Raw genomic sequence first — 16,192 nt, 5'->3', positions numbered from 1 at the left:
GGATTACTTAACTTTGTTGTCGCTAAATCCCGGAAATAATTGACGAAATCTTTCTGTCGCGTCAGCACTTTTTTAACAAGGTGCTGCTAATTCTTAGGCATACGGTCGATGAGTTTGGAGTACCCGTATGATTGTCAAAGCAAAAACCAGCGTATCCGGAACTTTTGCCGCGACAATATCCAATTGGATGGTGCAAGTCGGATTTAATAGTTTTGCGTACCGACTTGCCCATATCCAAATGCCACGCCATTTTGTATCTGTCGCGTTGGCGCTTGTTTTCTTTTTTGTCTGATCTTGCCAAACTGGTGGCTTCAAATTAGGCTCCATACAGCTTTTATGCTTTTTGGAGGACGTCTGCTTGGCACGCCATTATCGTTTAACATTCGGACCGGGTTGGGCCCTGCTTCAAAATTTGAGGTAGGGCGGGCGCAATGGTCGAAACAACTTTGTGACTCGCTTTAAGGTGCCACGCCAGTGGCGCAGAATTGATATGGCCGATTGGCCAAGACGATATGAGTGACAAAGACAATGACGGTACTCCAGTTTCAATCCATCAGTGCGGTTGCGCGCGAAACGCTTTTTCAAAACTTAGATTTAACCCTCAATAAGGGCGATTGTTTGGGCCTTGTGGCGGGGAACGGGCAGGGGAAAACCACGCTGCTGCGCCAGATTGTGGGGGAGACTGACCCACACAGCGGACAGATCATCACTTCGCGTGGCGCTAAAATCGGCTATATGCCGCAAGAATTGCCCGAAGACTGTCTCAACATGATGGGCCGCGACTATGTTTTGGGTGCAATTGCGCCGGAGGAGCGCGATTTTGAAGCCTGGCGGGCCGATGTGGCGCTGAATGATATGGGCGTGCCTTATGAATATGGCGAGATGCTGTTGGCAGCGCTTTCCGGGGGCTGGCGGCGGCTGGTGATGCTGGCACGGCTGTTTGCGGCGGAGCCGGATATTCTGGTTCTGGATGAGCCGACCAACCATCTGGATTTGGAAAAAATCTATTTGGTTGAGCGGGTGCTGAAAAACAAGCAGGGCAAGGTGGTGACTGTGCTCACCAGCCATGACCGGGCGTTTTTGGACAGCGTGACCAACAAGACCTTGTTTTTGCGTCCAGGCGAATGCCAGCAATTTGATGTGGCATATTCTCACGCGCGGATTGCGCTTGAAGAAATGGATCTGGCCGCACGGGACAAGGCGGAGCGGGATATGAAAGAGATCAACCGTCTGCGCACCAATGCGGCCAAGCTGTTCAATGTGGGCACCAATAGCGGGTCTGATCTGCTGCAGACCAAAGCCAAGCAACTCAAGGCGCGTGCGGCGAAGATTGAGGACAATATTGCCGATCTGCATAAGGATCGACACGGGGATGTGACGCTGGCCAATCGCGGGTCACATGCCAAGGTGGCGATGAGCTTTGAGAGTTTTGAGGTTCGCACGCCTGACGAGCGTAAATTGTTTTCGATTGAAAAGCTGTTTCATTATCAGGGCGACCGGATTGTAGTTCTGGCGGAAAATGGCCGCGGGAAAACCCAACTGATCAATGCGGTGAAGCGGGCGCTTGATGGGGAAGAGGTGCGGGGAATTTGGACCACACCGTCCAATGTGGTGGCCTATGCGGACCAGAATTTGGACATGCTGCCGGCAAAGCAATCGCCGCTGAGCTTCATCACAGAGCATTTTGATGTGGGCGACCAGCGGGCCAAAGGATTGCTCGCCAATATTGGCTATATATATGAGCAGCAAAGCCAGCCGATCGGGCAGCTTTCGTTTGGCCAGCGCACGCGTTTGTTGCTGCTGGCACTGCGATTAACCGAGCCGAATTTTTATTTGTTAGACGAACCAACGAACCATTTGGATATTCATGGTCGTGAGCAATTGGAGCGTGAGTTGGTGGAGCGGGAGCCAAGCGCGCTGGTGATTTCCCACGACCGGCATTTTGTGCGGGCGATTGGTACCCGTTTTTTCGAAATCGATGCGCGGCAGCGGTTGTTCGAAGTGGAAAGCCCTGAACCATTTTTCGACCGGTTGCGGCAAAAAGATTTGGCCGAGATGGCCGGTTAGGATCACAAAAAAGGCGTGCGCGATGCCGACAGGGTTGTCCGGAGGGACAAAGGCGCGTAAAACGCCCGGCAACAGATAATAAGAGTGAGTGATTATGAGCGAAAAAAAGGCCCGGCCCCTATTCTGGATCGCCTCCTATCCCCATAGCGGTGACTTGGCGGTGCGTTCATTCTTGCAGCAAGCTGCAAAAATCAAGGGCTATCGCCCAAACGATCCGGCAAGTCTTGAACTGATAAATCGTGATGTGCCTTGGGACACAGACGTGTGGTTCTATCGCGAAGTGATCGGCAAAGACCCGTCTGAGTTGAGCGAGCCGGAGATCGCGGCGGCACGACCGAAAATTCACGACTATCTGTCGAAAAAATATCCGGGTTTGCCTTTCATCAAAACCCATGCGGTGCGCGCGGAGTTTCATGATGTACTTTCCATCAACACCAAGGTTTCAGGCGGCGGGATCTATATGATCCGGAACCCGCTTAATCTGGTTATGGCTTTTGCCCATGCGGGTAAGAAAAAACCTATTGATGCGATTAAACTGCTGGCCACCAGCGAATATCGCCAGCCCACAACTGCACAAAATGCATTGGAGCCTTGGGGCTCGTGGTCTGAAAATGTCCAAAGTTGGACCGAGCCGTCTTCACCGCATGATCTGGTGGTGCGGTTTGAAGATTTGCTGACAGATCCGCACGGTCAATTTAAGCGGCTGGCTGACCATATGCGGTTGGGTCTCAGCGCGGACGAGTTGCGCACGGCATCTGATAAGGCGGTGAAAGCGGTCGGGTTTGCCGGCAAAAAGCCCTCCAGTGCACCTTGGAAAGAAGGGCTGAGCCCAGCTGAAGCGCGTGCTGTTTTGGAGGTGCATGCGCAGCAAATGGTGCGGTTTGGTTATTTGACCAATGAGGCCCTGAATTTTGCCGAAGTGGACCGCGAGACGGTGCTTCGCTCGTCCGCAGCGCTACGGCAACTTGAAGCGGCCAATATGAATGTGGCGCACTAGACGATTGCATCAGTGATAAGTTGATAAAGGCCGGGGAAAACCTCGGCCCTTTTTGTTTGTGCATCTTAAAAGCGGCGAACGCGATTGGTCTGCACAACTCGCCTTCGATACAAAGGTTTTTGTGATTTTAAACGAGCCCTAAATACCTCTTGGAGTAAAAAAGCGTTGTGGGCAACATTCCAGATTGCTTTTGTTGAACCCGGCTTCCGGCCGGGAAGGTGGGCAAAAGTGCGTTGGAGTTCGGAGTTGCCCCGGCACTTTCTTTGTAGACGCGGCGCCACCCTTGATCCATCCCCACAAGAGGGAGGGAGATCGGCCTTTGCTTTCTTCTAGAGTTGCAATCTTAGTCCTTTGCCGTGATCCGCACCACTTTGCCGCTGGCGTCGGTGAGGGCGAGGATTGAGCCGTCCTGGTCAATTTCGATGTCGCGGACGCGGCCGAGGTTGGGCAGGAGGCGTTCTTCACCGGTGATGGTGTCGCCTTCAAGCGTGAGGCGGACGATACCGCCGGGGTTGAGGGAAGAGGCGATGATGTTGCCGTTCCATTGAGACAGTTCGTCGCCGGTTTTAAAGGCGAAGCCGCCGGGGGCGATCACGGGGTCCCAATAATAGCGCGGTTCCTCAAAGCCTTCGGCGCGGGGGTGGCCGCTGCCAATGGGGCGGCCGCCATAGGTTTCGCCATAGCTAACGACTGGCCAGCCATAATTGGCACCAGCTTGCAGTTTGTTCAGTTCATCACCGCCGCGTGGACCGTGGCCCAGCAGCCAGATATCGCCCGTTGCGGGCTGGATATCAGCGCCCTGCACGTTGCGCACGCCGAGGGCGTAGATGGTGTCGATGGCACCTTGCTGGCCAACAAAGGGATTATCATCAGGCGTTTCACCTGTTGGGGTAACGCGGATGATTTTGCCGTAGGTTTTGTCTAAATCCTGCGCATATTCGCGCTCTTGCCGGGAAGAGTGTTCACCCGTGGTGATATAGGTATAGCCATTATGCGGGATGATGCGGCTGCCATAATGCATGGGCGTTGGGGACGGCGGCTGTTGCACGAAGATGTCTTGCACCTCCGAAAGGCTGCTTATGTCTTCCGACAAGACAGCGCGGGCCGCGGCGGTGACCGATGTATTGCCCTGCATGGGCTTTGAATAGGTGAGGAAAATCACCCGGCTTTCGCTGAAATCTTCCGCCAGCGCCACATCAAGCAAGCCCCCTTGGCGCACATTATGCACTTGCGGCACACCCTCAATGGGCGTGTTGACCAGCTGGCCCTCAGCCGTGATGTGGCGGAGCTGGCCGGTGCGCTCTGTAACCAAATAGCCGCCATCGGGCAGGACGGCGATGCCCCAAGGATGATCGAGGCCGGTGGCCACATCTTCCACATTGAGCGCCACATCACTTTGCAAGAGCGGCGCGCGGGTTTGGTTTTCAAACGCCGGTTGAAATTCGGGCACATTCTTCGGCCCGCCATAGGCCGCATCGTTTTGGGCAAAGGCTGGCGCCGAAATGACGCTGGCGAGAAGGGCTAAAGTATAAGCGTTTTTCATCGGGCAAGCTCCTTTAAATAGTATCGAATATGCTTGAAACGAAGTTGGGAACAATATGGTTTCAACCGGTTGGCGATGATGACAGGATTGTGATCCTCGGTTTTGTTTTTGAAAAAACATGATGTTTTCTGAATTGATATCGGTCAATTCACGCGGCCAAAAAGCCTCTATGCTTGATATATGGCAGATTTAGGGGAACGCACGTTGGATAAAGCCTTTGTGATGAGGGGACTCACCAAGACATATGGTGAGGGCCGCACGGCCGTGCATGCCTTGCGCGGGGTTGACCTTGAAATCGGGCGCGGGGAAATCGATGTGCTGCTCGGACCATCGGGCAGTGGCAAATCCACCTTTTTGAATATTCTGGGCGGTTTGGACACGGCGACCAGCGGTGAAGCCTGGTTTGGTGATCAATGCTTGACCGAAATGAATGACCGGCAGCTGACGCTCTATCGCCGCAACCATGTGGGCTTTGTGTTTCAGTTTTATAATTTGATGCCCAGCCTGACGGCACGCGAAAATGTGGAACTGGTGACAGAAATTGCTGAAAGCCCGATGGAGGCGGATGAAGCGCTGCATCTGGTGGGGTTGGGCAAACGGCTGGACCATTTTCCAGCGCAGCTTTCCGGCGGGGAGCAGCAGCGGGTGGCGATTGCCCGCGCGGTGGCCAAACAGCCGGATGTTCTGTTCTGTGATGAACCAACCGGGGCGTTGGATAGCACCACCGGTCGCGCGGTATTGCGCGTGTTGCAGGATGTGAATGAACGGTTGGGCACCACGGTTTTGATCATCACCCATGCGGCGGCAACAGCGGCTATGGCCGACCGGGTGATTCATTTTGCGGATGGGGCCATTCGCGAGGTGGTGATAAATGAGAAACGTCTGGCCGCCGAGGAGATTGAGTGGTGAGCCCGCTGCACGCGAAACTAGCCCGCGATCTGTGGCGCATTAAAGGCCAGGCACTGGCGATTATGCTGGTGATTGGCATTGGTGTGGCGCTGCAGGTAATGATGACCGGGTTTGTGGCGTCGCTCAGCCAGACCCGCGACGCCTATTATGAGCGGCATCAATTTGCCCAAATTTTTGCGCCCGTGGCGCGGGCGCCCGAATATGTGGTGAACCAATTGCGTGAAATACCGGGGGTGGGCGCGGTGCAATCGCGGATTTCGGGGATGGCGCTGATCGATATTCCCACGCGGGATATTCCGGTTTCGGCACAAATCCTGTCGCTGCCCACGCATGGCATGCGGCATCTCAATGAGATTCGATTGACCGCAGGCCGTAAGCCAGAGGCGGGGAAATCTGCTGAAATTGTGTTGCTGGACAGTTTTGCCACGGCGCACAATATCGTGCCCGGCGATCAGATTAAGGTGACGCTAAACGGTGCCCGGCGCACATTTGATGTGGTGGGCACGGCCCAATCGCCAGAATTCATCTATTATGCCGCGCCGGGCGAAATGATCCCCGACGATGCGCGGTTTGGCGTGATCTGGATTGGGCGTCCGGCGCTGGCCGCTGCACTTGACCTAGAAGGGGCGTTTAATGAAGCGCTGTTGACGCTGCTGCGCGGCGCAGTGGAAGAGGCGGTGCTGGAGGAAGTGGATCGGGTGTTGGCGCCATATGGCGCGCCCGGTGCCTATGGTTTGGACGATCATCCGTCCGATCGCTTTTTATCAGAAGAAATCGCCGGGCTGGAGATTTCGGCCACCAATGTGCCGCCTGTCTTTATGCTGGTGGCCGCCTTTCTGCTCTACATCGTCACCAGCCGGACCATCCAGTCGGAGCGCGAGGAAATCGGGCTGATGAAGGCCTTCGGCTATACTGATCGCGAGGTGAGTGGCCATTATGTGCAATTGGTGGTAATCATCGCTTTGGCCGGGGCGCTGTTTGGCTGTTTGCTCGGTGTTGTTCTGGGGCGGATTACCGTGCCGGTTTATACCACCTATTATAAGCTACCCTTCCTGTTATTTCGGCTTGAATTGTCGTCCTTTACCTCGGGCATATTGACCAGCGTGTTCGTTGCCACGCTGGGTGGCGCATTCGCATTGCGCCGGGTATTTAAACTGATGCCGGCGGAAGCTATGCGCCCGGCTGCGCCGCCGGATTTTTCCAAAGCGGGCAATGTGGGCTCAAATATGATGCGCCTATTGGATCAGCCATCACGCATGGTGGTGCGCCGGTTGTTTAGGCAGCCCTGGCGCATGTTGGGGGCCGTGGCCGGAATAGGTGCCGGGATGGCACTCAGCCTGTCCATGCTGATCATTTATGAGGGGTTCGATACGGTGTTGGACCGCACCTTTAATGTGATTGACCGATCGGATGCCGCGGTCAGTTTCACCCATAGCGCGCCGATTAAAACCTTGTTGGAGCTGGAGCGCCTGCCGGGAGTGACCCAAGCTGAGCCCGTGCGCAATGTGGCCGTTGTGTTGCGCAATGGTCGTCGCAGCCATGCAGGTGCGGTGACAGGCCTGTCACCAGATGCCGAATTGTATCGGGCACTCGATACGAATGTGGCACCCATTCGACTGCCGGACAAAGGGATCGTTTTGTCCAAGCCGCTGGCCAACCTATTGCAGGTCGGAATTGGTGATCCGGTGCTGGTGGACATTCGAGAAGGCAGCCAGTTGGCTGTGACCACGCGGGTTGCGGGCATCGCCGAAAGCTTGATCGGGTCACCGGCCTATATGGACTTGGCGGCGCTGAATAGACTTATGACCGAGCCGCAACGTGTGTCCGGCGCCTATATTGCCATCAAGGACGGGGCAGAAGCCCAAGTCTATGCCGCGCTCAAGGATATGCCGATTGTGGCGGGGGTGAGCTTGCGCCGTGAGGCCGTTCAGGCCTTTGAAGAGGTGATGAATCAGGGGGCTGGCTTTTCCCGCTTTGTTATGGGCTTTATGGCTTTCGCCATCACTTTCGGGATCATCTATAATGTGGCGCGGGTGGCGCAGGATGAGCGGGCCCGCGATCTGGCCAGCTTGCGGGTGATGGGTTTTTTCCGCGGTGAGACCGCCTTTGTGCTGCTGGGCGAACTCGGTGTGGTGACGCTGGTGGCGCTGCCCTTGGGCGTTTTTCTCGGCAGCGGGCTGACCAATCTGATCGCTGCTGGCTTTTCCACCGATCTTTACCAAATACCTGTCGTTTATGCCCCCAAAGCATATGGCATTGCGGTCGCCGTGGTTGTTGGCGCTGCCATGGCATCCGGCTGGCTGGTATGGCGCGACCTTGGCCGATCTGACATCACGCTGGCCCTTAAGACTAGAGAGTAATTCCTATGCCAAAACGAGCAAAAATATCTCGAAATCTGTTCATTGTTGCAGCGGTGGGCGCCGTGGCAGCCACGATTGCCCTGACGATGATGCCCAAACCGGCTGAGGTTGATCTGGGACAGGTCAGTCGCGGCGACTTGGCGGTGACCATCGATGAGGAAGGACGCACGCGGGTGCGCGAAACCTATATTGTCTCCACGCCGGTGGCAGGGCGCTTGTTGCGGGTTGAGCTGCATGCCGGTGATGAGGTGACACAAGGAAAGACAGTGGTGGCGAAAATGCGCCCCACCACCCCAGCCATGTTGGACAGCCGGACGCGTGAACAGGCCATGGCAACCGTGGATGTGGCGCAGGCTGCGGTGCGCGTGGCACAGGCAATTCTCAATGCAGCGATTGCCAGCGAAGAATTGGCAGAGGCGGCTTATCGCCGGACCCGCTCGCTCTCCCAACGCGGTGTGGAAAGCGAAGCCTCGCTGGAACGGGCGGAGGGGGCTTTGCGGGCCAGCCGTGCGAACCGAGAAACCGCAGAGGCGGCAATTGCCATGCGTGAAGCGGAATTGGCCAATGCGCGTGCCAATCTAAACGGGCAATATGATGATGGGGCGGGGGAGATTGGCGGCCTGGACCATAGCCAGGATATTCCACTTTATTCGCCGATTGATGGGCGGATATTGCGCGTTATGCAAGAAAGTGAGACCACTTTGCCGGTTGGTGCACCGATTATGGAGATTGGTGACGTGGCCTCGGATCTTGAGGTCGTAGCCGAGTTGATCTCATCCGACGCTGTGCAGGTGCGCGAGGGCGATCCGGTTATTTTGCGTGATTGGGGCGGAGAGGAAGATTTGCGCGGTGAGGTGAGTCGCGTGCATCCGTTTGGCGAGACCAAATATTCAGCGCTTGGCGTGGAGGAGCAGCGCGTGCGGGTTGAGATTGACTTGCTGAGTCCGCCAGAGGAACGCGCGGCCCTCGGCCATGGCTATCGGCTGGAAGTTGGTATCATCGTTTGGCAGGCGAACGACATTCTGCTTGTGCCGGCCAGCGCCTTGTTCCGCGAAAACGGACAATGGTCGGTTTTTGTTGCTGAGGAGGGCGTGGCACGTCTCACTCAGATCGAAATTGGCGAGAGCGATGGCGTGTTGACCCAAGTGATCGGTGGCTTGGCGGAAGGTGCGGAAGTGGTTCTTTATCCCTCTGCCGCGATTGAGGATGGCACGCAGGTTACGCCGCGTGTGGTGAATTGATCTTGCATCTAACATCATTTGAATAGGCAAAAAAAGAGGGCGCCGAAATGGCGCCCTAAGTTTTAGGTATTGCTACCTAGGGGATAGGTGGGAATTCCTTATGAGGAATAATACATATCAAACTCAACTGGGTGAGGTGTGTGCTCGAAACGGATCACTTCTTCCATCTTCAGCGCAATGTAGGCGTCGATCTGGTCGTCATCGAACACGCCACCGGCTTTCAGGAAGTCGCGGTCTGCGTCCAGAGCTTCCAGCGCTTCGCGCAAAGAGGCCGCCACAGTTGGGATTTCTTTCAATTCTTCCGCTGGCAATTCATACAAGTCTTTATCCATTGGATCACCAGGATTGATCTTGTTTTTGATGCCATCAAGGCCAGCCATCAACAGGGCGGAGAACGCCAGATATGGGTTGGCCATTGGATCGGGGTAACGCACTTCCACACGCTTAGATTTTGGTGAGGAGCCGAATGGAATACGGCAAGATGCAGAGCGGTTACGTGCTGAGTAAGCCAGCAAAACGGGCGCTTCAAAGCCTGGAACCAAACGCTTGTAAGAGTTGGTTGATGGGTTTGTGAAGGCGTTGGTGGCTTTGGCGTGCTTGATGATGCCGCCGATGAAGTGCAAGCACTGCTCGGACAGGCCTGCATAACCGTCGCCAGCAAAGTTAGGCTTGCCATCTTTCCAGATTGACAGGTGACAGTGCATGCCTGTGCCGTTATCGCCATAAACAGGCTTGGGCATAAAGGTTGCAGTTTTGCCATAGGCTTGGGCAACTTGGTGCACGCCGTATTTGTAGATTTGCACCTGGTCAGCGATGCGAGTCAGTGTGTCAAACTTGATGCCAAGTTCGTGCTGGGCAGACGCCACTTCGTGGTGGTGCTTTTCAACGGAAACGCCCATTTCTTTCAGCACGGTCAGCATTTCAGAACGCATGTCCTGAGCGCTATCCAAAGGCGGAACAGGGAAGTAGCCCGCTTTTTGAGCGATGTGGTGGCCCATATTGCCAGCCTCATAGCGCGTATCTGTGTTGGTTGGCAGCTCTACGTTGTCGAGCTGGAATCCGGTGTTGTACGGATCAGCCTTAAAACGCACATCGTCAAAGATGAAGAATTCAGGTTCTGGGCCCACAACAACTGTGTCACCAATACCAGAAGACTTCACATAGGCTTCGGCTTTTTTCGCGGTTGTGCGCGGGTCACGGTTGTAGGATTCGAAAGTTGAAGGCTCAAGAATATCGCAATTGATCGCCAAGGTGGCCTGACCAAAGAAAGGGTCCATATGGGCGGTTTCATTGTCGGGCATCAACACCATGTCTGACTCGTTAATGGCTTTCCAGCCACCGATGGAGGAGCCGTCAAACATCACGCCATCTTCAAACATGTCTTCGTCCACTGCGGCGACGTCCATGGTGACGTGTTGCAGCTTGCCGCGTGGGTCTGTGAAGCGCAAATCAACAAATTGTACGTCTTCGTCTTTGATTTTTTTCAAAATGTCGTTAGCAGATGTCATTTGATCTATCCTAATTTCCCTTGACTGGGTTCTTGTTTGACAGGTTGTTGGGTCGAAACCCGGATTTAAATGGCGTCGTCGCCGGTTTCGCCGGTACGAATTCGAATGGCTTGATCGATGGTGGAGACAAAGATTTTGCCATCGCCAATGCGGCCGGTTTGCGCGGCATTGCGGATGGCCTCCACAGCCTCTTCCGCCATATGGTCGGCCACAACGATTTCAATTTTCACTTTGGGCAGAAAATCCACGACATATTCTGCGCCGCGATAAAGCTCGGTATGGCCCTTCTGACGGCCAAACCCCTTCACTTCAGTAACTGTTATCCCCTGAAAGCCAGCATCCTGGAGGGCTTCTTTGACCTCATCCAGTTTAAACGGCTTTACAATAGCTTCGATTTTTTTCACGAGACCTATTCTCCATAAGGCTGGTTCGTTTGACACAACATATGCATGGCGCGTGCCAGTTTTAGTGCGCAGTCAATAAATATTTAAAAACAACAGGTTACTGATTGATGCGTAATTTATTGGCGGTCGTCGCATGTGAGCTTTGCCTATTAATTAGGCATCCTGCTGCTTTTTTGAGCAATATCGGAGACGAGGGAGGTGTTACTTTTTTGCCAGCTAATTGGGTCTCTGTTTGGCAAGATTTTGGGCGTGAGACGGGCGCACATGCGCCTTTGCGATATAAAAATGTCAATTTTTCCATATTTTGGGCAAAAAAATCACGAAAGTGCTTTGACTGTTGTGGGCAATTGGGTTAGACCCAGCGCCGACTTCATCGCTGAGGGAAGTTTTTAGCGGGTGTGGTGAAATTGGTAGACACGCCAGATTTAGGTTCTGATATATTTTAACTCCGCTAATGGAGTTTATTTTTCAAGGTCTTAGGCTTCCTAAGGCCTTTTATTGTGCCAATAATCTTACGTTAACGTAGAGACTACGATTGTAGGGTGACATACGTTAATGGAGTTAAGGTACCCTCCAGTACATCAATAAACAGCCAGAGGAGTAGATGAACGAAAACCTCTACGAAATGGAATTACGTCTTGAAGAAGAAGCTCGGTCTTTGTCGGCCCAGCGGTTTCTTAAAGACCACCTAAAAGGTCTCGATGGAGACACTTATGCGGAGACATTCGTAGGGACTAAATTGTTGAAAAACTATTTGATCCCTTACAGCAGGGCGATTGAAGACTGGATACATCAGGCTAACCAAGGGGGTGTTGGTCGACGTATGAGGGCCGCGCAGCTCCTCGCTGATATCGACCCCATGATGATTTCATATTTGATGTTGAAGTCTATCATCAACTTGGTCCCCTCGAACTTCGGAGACCAGCCTTGCTCAATTATGCGTCTTGCACTTCACGGTGCCGGACTTATTCACACTGAATTGCGTTTGCGTCACTTCGATCAGGAATATGGGAAGTTGTCCAAACGTATCCATGAGGACTTCAATCAGCGCGAACTTCCTCGTTATAAGCGCGAGGAGTACATGCGAAAGATGTTCTCAAAGGTTGATCTTGATTGGTCTATCTGGACCAAAAATGAGATGGCCCTAATTGGCTTTGCTCTGATCGACCGATTTAAGGAAGTGACAGGTGACCTGCAGGTTGTCTCTGTCAGGCGCGGAAAGAAAACTCACTACGCTGTGACACCTTCCGATGCTCTTGTCAAAATCATCAACGATATGACAGAGAACCACGCTGACCTGTTCACTTCCGCATTCCCCATGATTGTCTCTCCGATTGATTGGGGGCCAGATAACCTTGAAACGGGCGGCTACGTTAGTCACCATATTTCACCCTATAAGTTCGTGAAGGGTGCTAAGAGGGGTTATCTCAATCAGCTAAAGCTTGAAGCCGAGAATGGAGTTCTTGACCATGTCCTCCACGGTGTAAATGCGCTGCAGAAGACGCGATGGGCTGTGAATGTTCCAGTGTTAGACGTAATGGAGCAAGTTTATCGACTGAATTTGGAGTGCGGGAAGCTCCCAAAAGCTGATCCTATACCGCTTCCTGAATGGCCATCTCACCTACCGAACTTTGAAGATTGTTCGCCAGACGAACAGGAGGAGTTCATCAAGGCCAAATCGGAGCGGTTCATAATTCACGAACAAAACCGCCGCATGATAGGAAAGCGGGTTGTTGCCCAACGGGCTTTCAGTTTGGCGCGGAAGATGGCGAGCTATCCTGCAATCTATTTTCCGCACGATCTGGACAGTCGTGGGAGAGCATATCCGGTACCTAGCGGTCTAAACCCACAGGGACCTGATTATGTCAAAGCCTTACTTCAATTTGCGGAGGGCAAGGTTCTCGGAGAAAACGGTGTCCGATGGTTGGCGATCCACGGTGCTAACTGTTGGGGAGAGGACAAGTTACCTCTGCACGAACGTGAAAGATGGGGTCACGCTCATTACGAACTCGCTCGATCTGTGGCCCGAGACCCAATCGGAACGTTTGCAGAATGGGGAAACTGTGACAATCCTGCCCAATTCCTCGCTTGGTGTCTAGCGTGGGCTGAGGCTCACGAAGGGAAGCCTGAGGAATACATTTGTCGTCTCCATGTGGACGTCGACGCGACTTGTTCTGGGCTTCAACACTTTAGCGCCATGCTTCGCGACGAAGTCGGTGGGTATCATGTGAACATGACGCCTAACGACGAACGTCAAGATGTTTATGGGGCAGTTGCCTCGGCAGCCGTTGAGTTAATCGAGAAAGACTTGGGTGGAGATAACGATGCTTTGGCGAAAGCTTGGTTGAAATTTGGCGTGGACCGAAAGATCACCAAGCGTCCTGTGATGGTGAAACCATATGCAGGAACTCGGCAGTCATGTATCACCTATGTCTCGGATGCGGTAACAGATCGGTTGAAAGCCGGGGAACCTATACCGTGGCCGGAAGATGACTTGTTCACCTTCCAGTTATACGGAGCCAATAAGGTCTGGGAAGCCATTCCAAAAGTGGTTGTGGCAGCAGACGGTGCTATGCGCTGGCTGTCATCAATCGCCCGTCTAGTCGGAAAAAGCCAACCAGATTGTCGTCGAATAGAGTGGCGTACACCTGCTGGTCTTCCAGTTCATCAGTACAAATTCAATCATAAGGTTAGACGCTTGAAGACCTTCTTTGATGGAAGCGTCATTCGTCCGCGCCTGTTGGATGAAACTGATAAGTTGGACCCGAGACAAATGGCTTCATCGGTGGCCCCGTCCTTCGTACACTCGTTGGACGCATGTCACCTACAAATGACCGTGGCAAGAGCCGTAGAGGAGGGGATCACGGACTTTGCTGCTGTCCATGACAGCTTCGGAGTTCACCCGTCCGATGTTGACAAGTTCTCGCGCATTATTCGTGAGACGTTTGTCGAAATGTATACGGAGCATGACGTTCTTCAAGAGTTCTTAGAGGACGCCAAAAGGCTGATCTCACCAGAATTTCACAAGGACATTCCTCCTATACCGCCCAAAGGACAGCTTGACCTACAGGGCATCTTAGAAAACGAATTTTTCTTCTCATAATACCTACGGTAACGGAGATAAAATGAAGGAAAATCAAGCCTCTCCAATTCAGGTGAGGGAAGCCTGTGATGCACTCGCAGCTTCTCGGAGAAACCTGAAAACAGAGAAAGGCCGCACCTATCGGGGTGCAGTAATGGTTCAAAAAAAGAAACGCTTCATGGATGAATTAGCCCGTGAAGTCAGAAACACATTCAGAATTGTATGAGGTGAAAATGCTGAATATCCAAAATGAAATTGATCTTTTGATCGCCCTTGGTTTGGTCGAGGAAGTGGAGCCAGAGCCTCCAGTCGAGATCACAGTAATCATCATCACTGAATAAGAAATTACCTACGATAACGTAACTAAATAGAGAGTAAAATATGCACATCACAAAACGTATGCACACAATCCGCGCCAATACAGATTACATTCATCAGTCGGTTCACTTCAAACGTCGAGCCTACGACAAACAATACGAAGTCGTTGGGCGTCTGAGTGATAAGTCGATTGATGATCTTGATCTCTCAATTGGTGGTGAGATTGTGCTGGACGTCCAACCCAACCGGACAACTGCTTTGGCGTCTGTCCGTTTCTTCCGCTACCAACAGGAGGTTTAATGTCAAACTTACGCACACTTAAATGTAAAAAATGCGGTTCCAGTTTCTATGCCGCAGAAGCTCGTGACATCTGCCAGAATTGTAAAGGTGATTATGATCGCTCCAAGCAAGAGGCAAGTGATCGCGAAGCTCGGAAATCCATCTTGAAAAATCCGAATACTGCCGAACCGCAAGCTGTCGATCCGCGCACAGGGCAAGCTGCGCCGAAGACACCCGCAACTAAGCAGACCAAATCAAAATCGAAGTCTACCTCTAAGGAATAAATGACACATTTTGATCTGTTTGATGCGGATGGTCGCTATCTTGGCCGTAAAAAGGCTAATCTGGCGGCTGCAGAGGGTGAGGGACCCTCCAAAGTGATTTCAGTAAATTCCCTTATTGATCAAATCACAACTCAGTTGGACCTCGAGGAATTTCCCCTGTCGGAGGAAGACTGTACCTATTTGTCTACGATAGCGTAGAATAAACGTAAATGGAGAATAATTTGAGCGAGAAACCACATATCATGCTCCCAATGGGTGTTGCACGTTACCCAGCACTACATATGCCCGATACCAAGTTTGTTGAGTTCGGTGAATATAAAGCAGACGTGGTTGTTCCTGCTGAAAAAGCAAAGCCCATCATGAAGAAACTGCAAGAGGTTGCAAAGGAACATACGGGCAAGCCATTGGCGAAATCCAAAAACTCCTGCTGGGAAGCTGTCATCGATGATGATGGTGAGGAAACCGGGGAGATTATGTTTAAGGTCCGCGTGAAAAACAAAATGTCACGCAAGACTGGTAAGCTTTGGGATCGTCGTCCAATGGTTATCGACGGTCAGAAAAATCCAATCTCCACTGACGTTGCAGTTGGTGGTGGCTCCAAGCTTAAAGTTCAGGCCGAGATTGACGCATGGGAAGCTGCAAATAAGCGCGGCGTATCTCTCCGTCCTCTCATTGTTCAGGTCGTGGACTTGAAGACATGGCAGAAAGGTGACTTGGACGCCTTCGATGAAATCGATGACGATTACGGTGAAGACCAGTCAGGCGATTACGACGATAACCAATACGGAGACGATGACGACTACTAAGGGTCATCGCTACCGTTCTGGTTTAGAACGAGAAATGGCTCGGCAGCTTCGGCTGTCGGGTCGTGATTTCTGGTTTGAAGAAGACAAAATCGACTACATCAAACCAGCGAAGAAAGCCAAATACAATCCAGACTTCCACGTCATCAAAAAGAAAGATGGCTCGAAGATGTATTTGGAAGGGAAGGGACGGTTCCTCACTTCTGATCGTCAGAAACACCGTCTAATCCGTGAGCAGCACCCTGATCTTGATATTCGCTTTGTTTTCCAAAACGCGCGGCAACGGATCAGTAAAACGTCCAACACAACGTATGCCAAGTGGTGCGAGAAATATGGATTTAAGTATTCTGACAAAGGGATCATTCCCAAGGAATGGCTCGAAGAATAGCTAATTATC

15 protein-coding genes are annotated in these 16,192 nt (G+C 52.6%); 12 read left to right on the top strand and 3 right to left on the bottom strand.

The features are described from left to right. The first annotated feature begins 528 nt into the window (after positions 1–528). Positions 529–2,067, top strand: a complete 1,539-nt coding sequence (locus L1I42_RS15100) for an ATP-binding cassette domain-containing protein (RefSeq protein ID WP_236115565.1) — start codon at positions 529–531, stop codon at positions 2,065–2,067. Between the two features lie 94 nt (positions 2,068–2,161). Then, positions 2,162–3,064, top strand: a complete 903-nt coding sequence (locus L1I42_RS15095; RefSeq protein WP_236115564.1) for a sulfotransferase domain-containing protein — start codon at positions 2,162–2,164, stop codon at positions 3,062–3,064. Between the two features lie 343 nt (positions 3,065–3,407). Here the strand turns inward: L1I42_RS15095 and L1I42_RS15090 are convergent, their stop codons facing one another. Next, positions 3,408–4,607 carry a PQQ-dependent sugar dehydrogenase gene (locus tag L1I42_RS15090; protein WP_236115563.1) on the bottom strand — a complete coding sequence of 400 codons (1,200 nt, stop codon included), beginning with the start codon at positions 4,605–4,607 and terminating at the stop codon, positions 3,408–3,410. 180 nt (positions 4,608–4,787) lie between these two features. Between L1I42_RS15090 and L1I42_RS15085 the strand changes: the two genes are divergently transcribed. Genes L1I42_RS15085 through L1I42_RS15075 form a run of 3 tightly spaced genes read left to right on the top strand, consistent with a single transcriptional unit; the run spans position 4,788 to position 9,117 of the window. After that, a complete protein-coding gene (locus tag L1I42_RS15085) occupies positions 4,788–5,516 on the top strand; it encodes an ABC transporter ATP-binding protein (protein WP_439651512.1) in 729 nt (242 codons plus the stop codon). After that, positions 5,513–7,876, top strand: a complete 2,364-nt coding sequence (locus L1I42_RS15080; RefSeq protein ID WP_236115562.1) for an ABC transporter permease — start codon at positions 5,513–5,515, stop codon at positions 7,874–7,876. The genes L1I42_RS15085 and L1I42_RS15080 overlap by 4 nt, the downstream gene beginning before the upstream one ends. Positions 7,877–7,881: 5 nt before the next feature. Beyond that, positions 7,882–9,117 (top strand): efflux RND transporter periplasmic adaptor subunit, encoded by a 1,236-nt coding sequence (locus tag L1I42_RS15075; protein WP_236115561.1) that lies wholly within the window; start codon positions 7,882–7,884, stop codon positions 9,115–9,117. Between the two features lie 98 nt (positions 9,118–9,215). Here L1I42_RS15075 and glnA read toward each other — a convergent pair whose 3' ends face one another. Further along, entirely contained in the window at positions 9,216–10,625 is a 1,410-nt protein-coding gene (glnA, locus tag L1I42_RS15070) for a type I glutamate--ammonia ligase (protein WP_236115560.1), read from the bottom strand. A gap of 65 nt (positions 10,626–10,690) precedes the next feature. After that, positions 10,691–11,029, bottom strand: a complete 339-nt coding sequence (locus tag L1I42_RS15065; protein WP_133571100.1) for a P-II family nitrogen regulator — start codon at positions 11,027–11,029, stop codon at positions 10,691–10,693. Positions 11,030–11,633: 604 nt separating this feature from the next. Here L1I42_RS15065 and L1I42_RS15060 point away from each other — a divergent pair. From L1I42_RS15060 to L1I42_RS15030, 7 genes are all read left to right on the top strand, one after another. Continuing rightward, the gene (locus L1I42_RS15060; protein WP_236115559.1) at positions 11,634–14,132 is read left to right on the top strand and encodes a DNA-directed RNA polymerase; all 2,499 of its coding nucleotides are present in this window, start codon (positions 11,634–11,636) and stop codon (positions 14,130–14,132) included. 22 nt (positions 14,133–14,154) lie between these two features. Then, positions 14,155–14,337, top strand: coding sequence for a hypothetical protein (locus L1I42_RS15055; RefSeq protein ID WP_236115558.1), 183 nt, complete (start codon positions 14,155–14,157; stop codon positions 14,335–14,337). 155 nt (positions 14,338–14,492) lie between these two features. Beyond that, a complete protein-coding gene (locus L1I42_RS15050; RefSeq protein WP_236115557.1) occupies positions 14,493–14,729 on the top strand; it encodes a hypothetical protein in 237 nt (78 codons plus the stop codon). Continuing rightward, entirely contained in the window at positions 14,729–14,992 is a 264-nt protein-coding gene (locus tag L1I42_RS15045; protein ID WP_236115556.1) for a hypothetical protein, read from the top strand. The genes L1I42_RS15050 and L1I42_RS15045 overlap by 1 nt, the downstream gene beginning before the upstream one ends. After that, complete coding sequence (locus tag L1I42_RS15040; RefSeq protein ID WP_236115555.1) at positions 14,993–15,190, top strand: hypothetical protein; 198 nt, start codon at positions 14,993–14,995, stop codon at positions 15,188–15,190. A 23-nt stretch (positions 15,191–15,213) separates the two neighbouring features. Then, the gene (locus L1I42_RS15035) at positions 15,214–15,798 is read left to right on the top strand and encodes a hypothetical protein (RefSeq protein WP_236115554.1); all 585 of its coding nucleotides are present in this window, start codon (positions 15,214–15,216) and stop codon (positions 15,796–15,798) included. Next, entirely contained in the window at positions 15,785–16,183 is a 399-nt protein-coding gene (locus tag L1I42_RS15030; protein ID WP_236115553.1) for a PDDEXK family nuclease, read from the top strand. Before L1I42_RS15035 ends, L1I42_RS15030 begins: the two co-directional genes overlap by 14 nt. Positions 16,184–16,192 lie beyond the last annotated feature (9 nt).

The sequence above is a fragment of the Maritalea mediterranea genome (assembly GCF_021568695.1).
GTDB lineage: Bacteria > Pseudomonadota > Alphaproteobacteria > Rhizobiales > Devosiaceae > Maritalea > Maritalea mediterranea.
The sequence above is the reverse complement of the archived record's forward strand: the minus strand, read 5'-3'. Positions and strand labels throughout refer to the sequence as shown.

Bases quoted from the DNA above. Each gene is read 5' to 3' on its own strand.
- L1I42_RS15100 (WP_236115565.1), top strand. From the start codon at position 529: ATGACGGTACTCCAGTTTCAATCCATCAGTGCGGTTGCGCGCGAAACG.
- L1I42_RS15095 (WP_236115564.1), top strand. From the start codon at position 2,162: ATGAGCGAAAAAAAGGCCCGGCCCCTATTCTGGATCGCCTCCTATCCC.
- L1I42_RS15090 (WP_236115563.1), bottom strand. From the start codon at position 4,607: ATGAAAAACGCTTATACTTTAGCCCTTCTCGCCAGCGTCATTTCGGCG.
- L1I42_RS15085 (WP_439651512.1), top strand. From the start codon at position 4,788: ATGGCAGATTTAGGGGAACGCACGTTGGATAAAGCCTTTGTGATGAGG.
- L1I42_RS15075 (WP_236115561.1), top strand. From the start codon at position 7,882: ATGCCAAAACGAGCAAAAATATCTCGAAATCTGTTCATTGTTGCAGCG.
- glnA (WP_236115560.1), bottom strand. From the start codon at position 10,625: ATGACATCTGCTAACGACATTTTGAAAAAAATCAAAGACGAAGACGTA.
- L1I42_RS15060 (WP_236115559.1), top strand. From the start codon at position 11,634: ATGAACGAAAACCTCTACGAAATGGAATTACGTCTTGAAGAAGAAGCT.
- L1I42_RS15055 (WP_236115558.1), top strand. From the start codon at position 14,155: ATGAAGGAAAATCAAGCCTCTCCAATTCAGGTGAGGGAAGCCTGTGAT.
- L1I42_RS15050 (WP_236115557.1), top strand. From the start codon at position 14,493: ATGCACATCACAAAACGTATGCACACAATCCGCGCCAATACAGATTAC.
- L1I42_RS15045 (WP_236115556.1), top strand. From the start codon at position 14,729: ATGTCAAACTTACGCACACTTAAATGTAAAAAATGCGGTTCCAGTTTC.
- L1I42_RS15040 (WP_236115555.1), top strand. From the start codon at position 14,993: ATGACACATTTTGATCTGTTTGATGCGGATGGTCGCTATCTTGGCCGT.
- L1I42_RS15030 (WP_236115553.1), top strand. From the start codon at position 15,785: ATGACGACTACTAAGGGTCATCGCTACCGTTCTGGTTTAGAACGAGAA.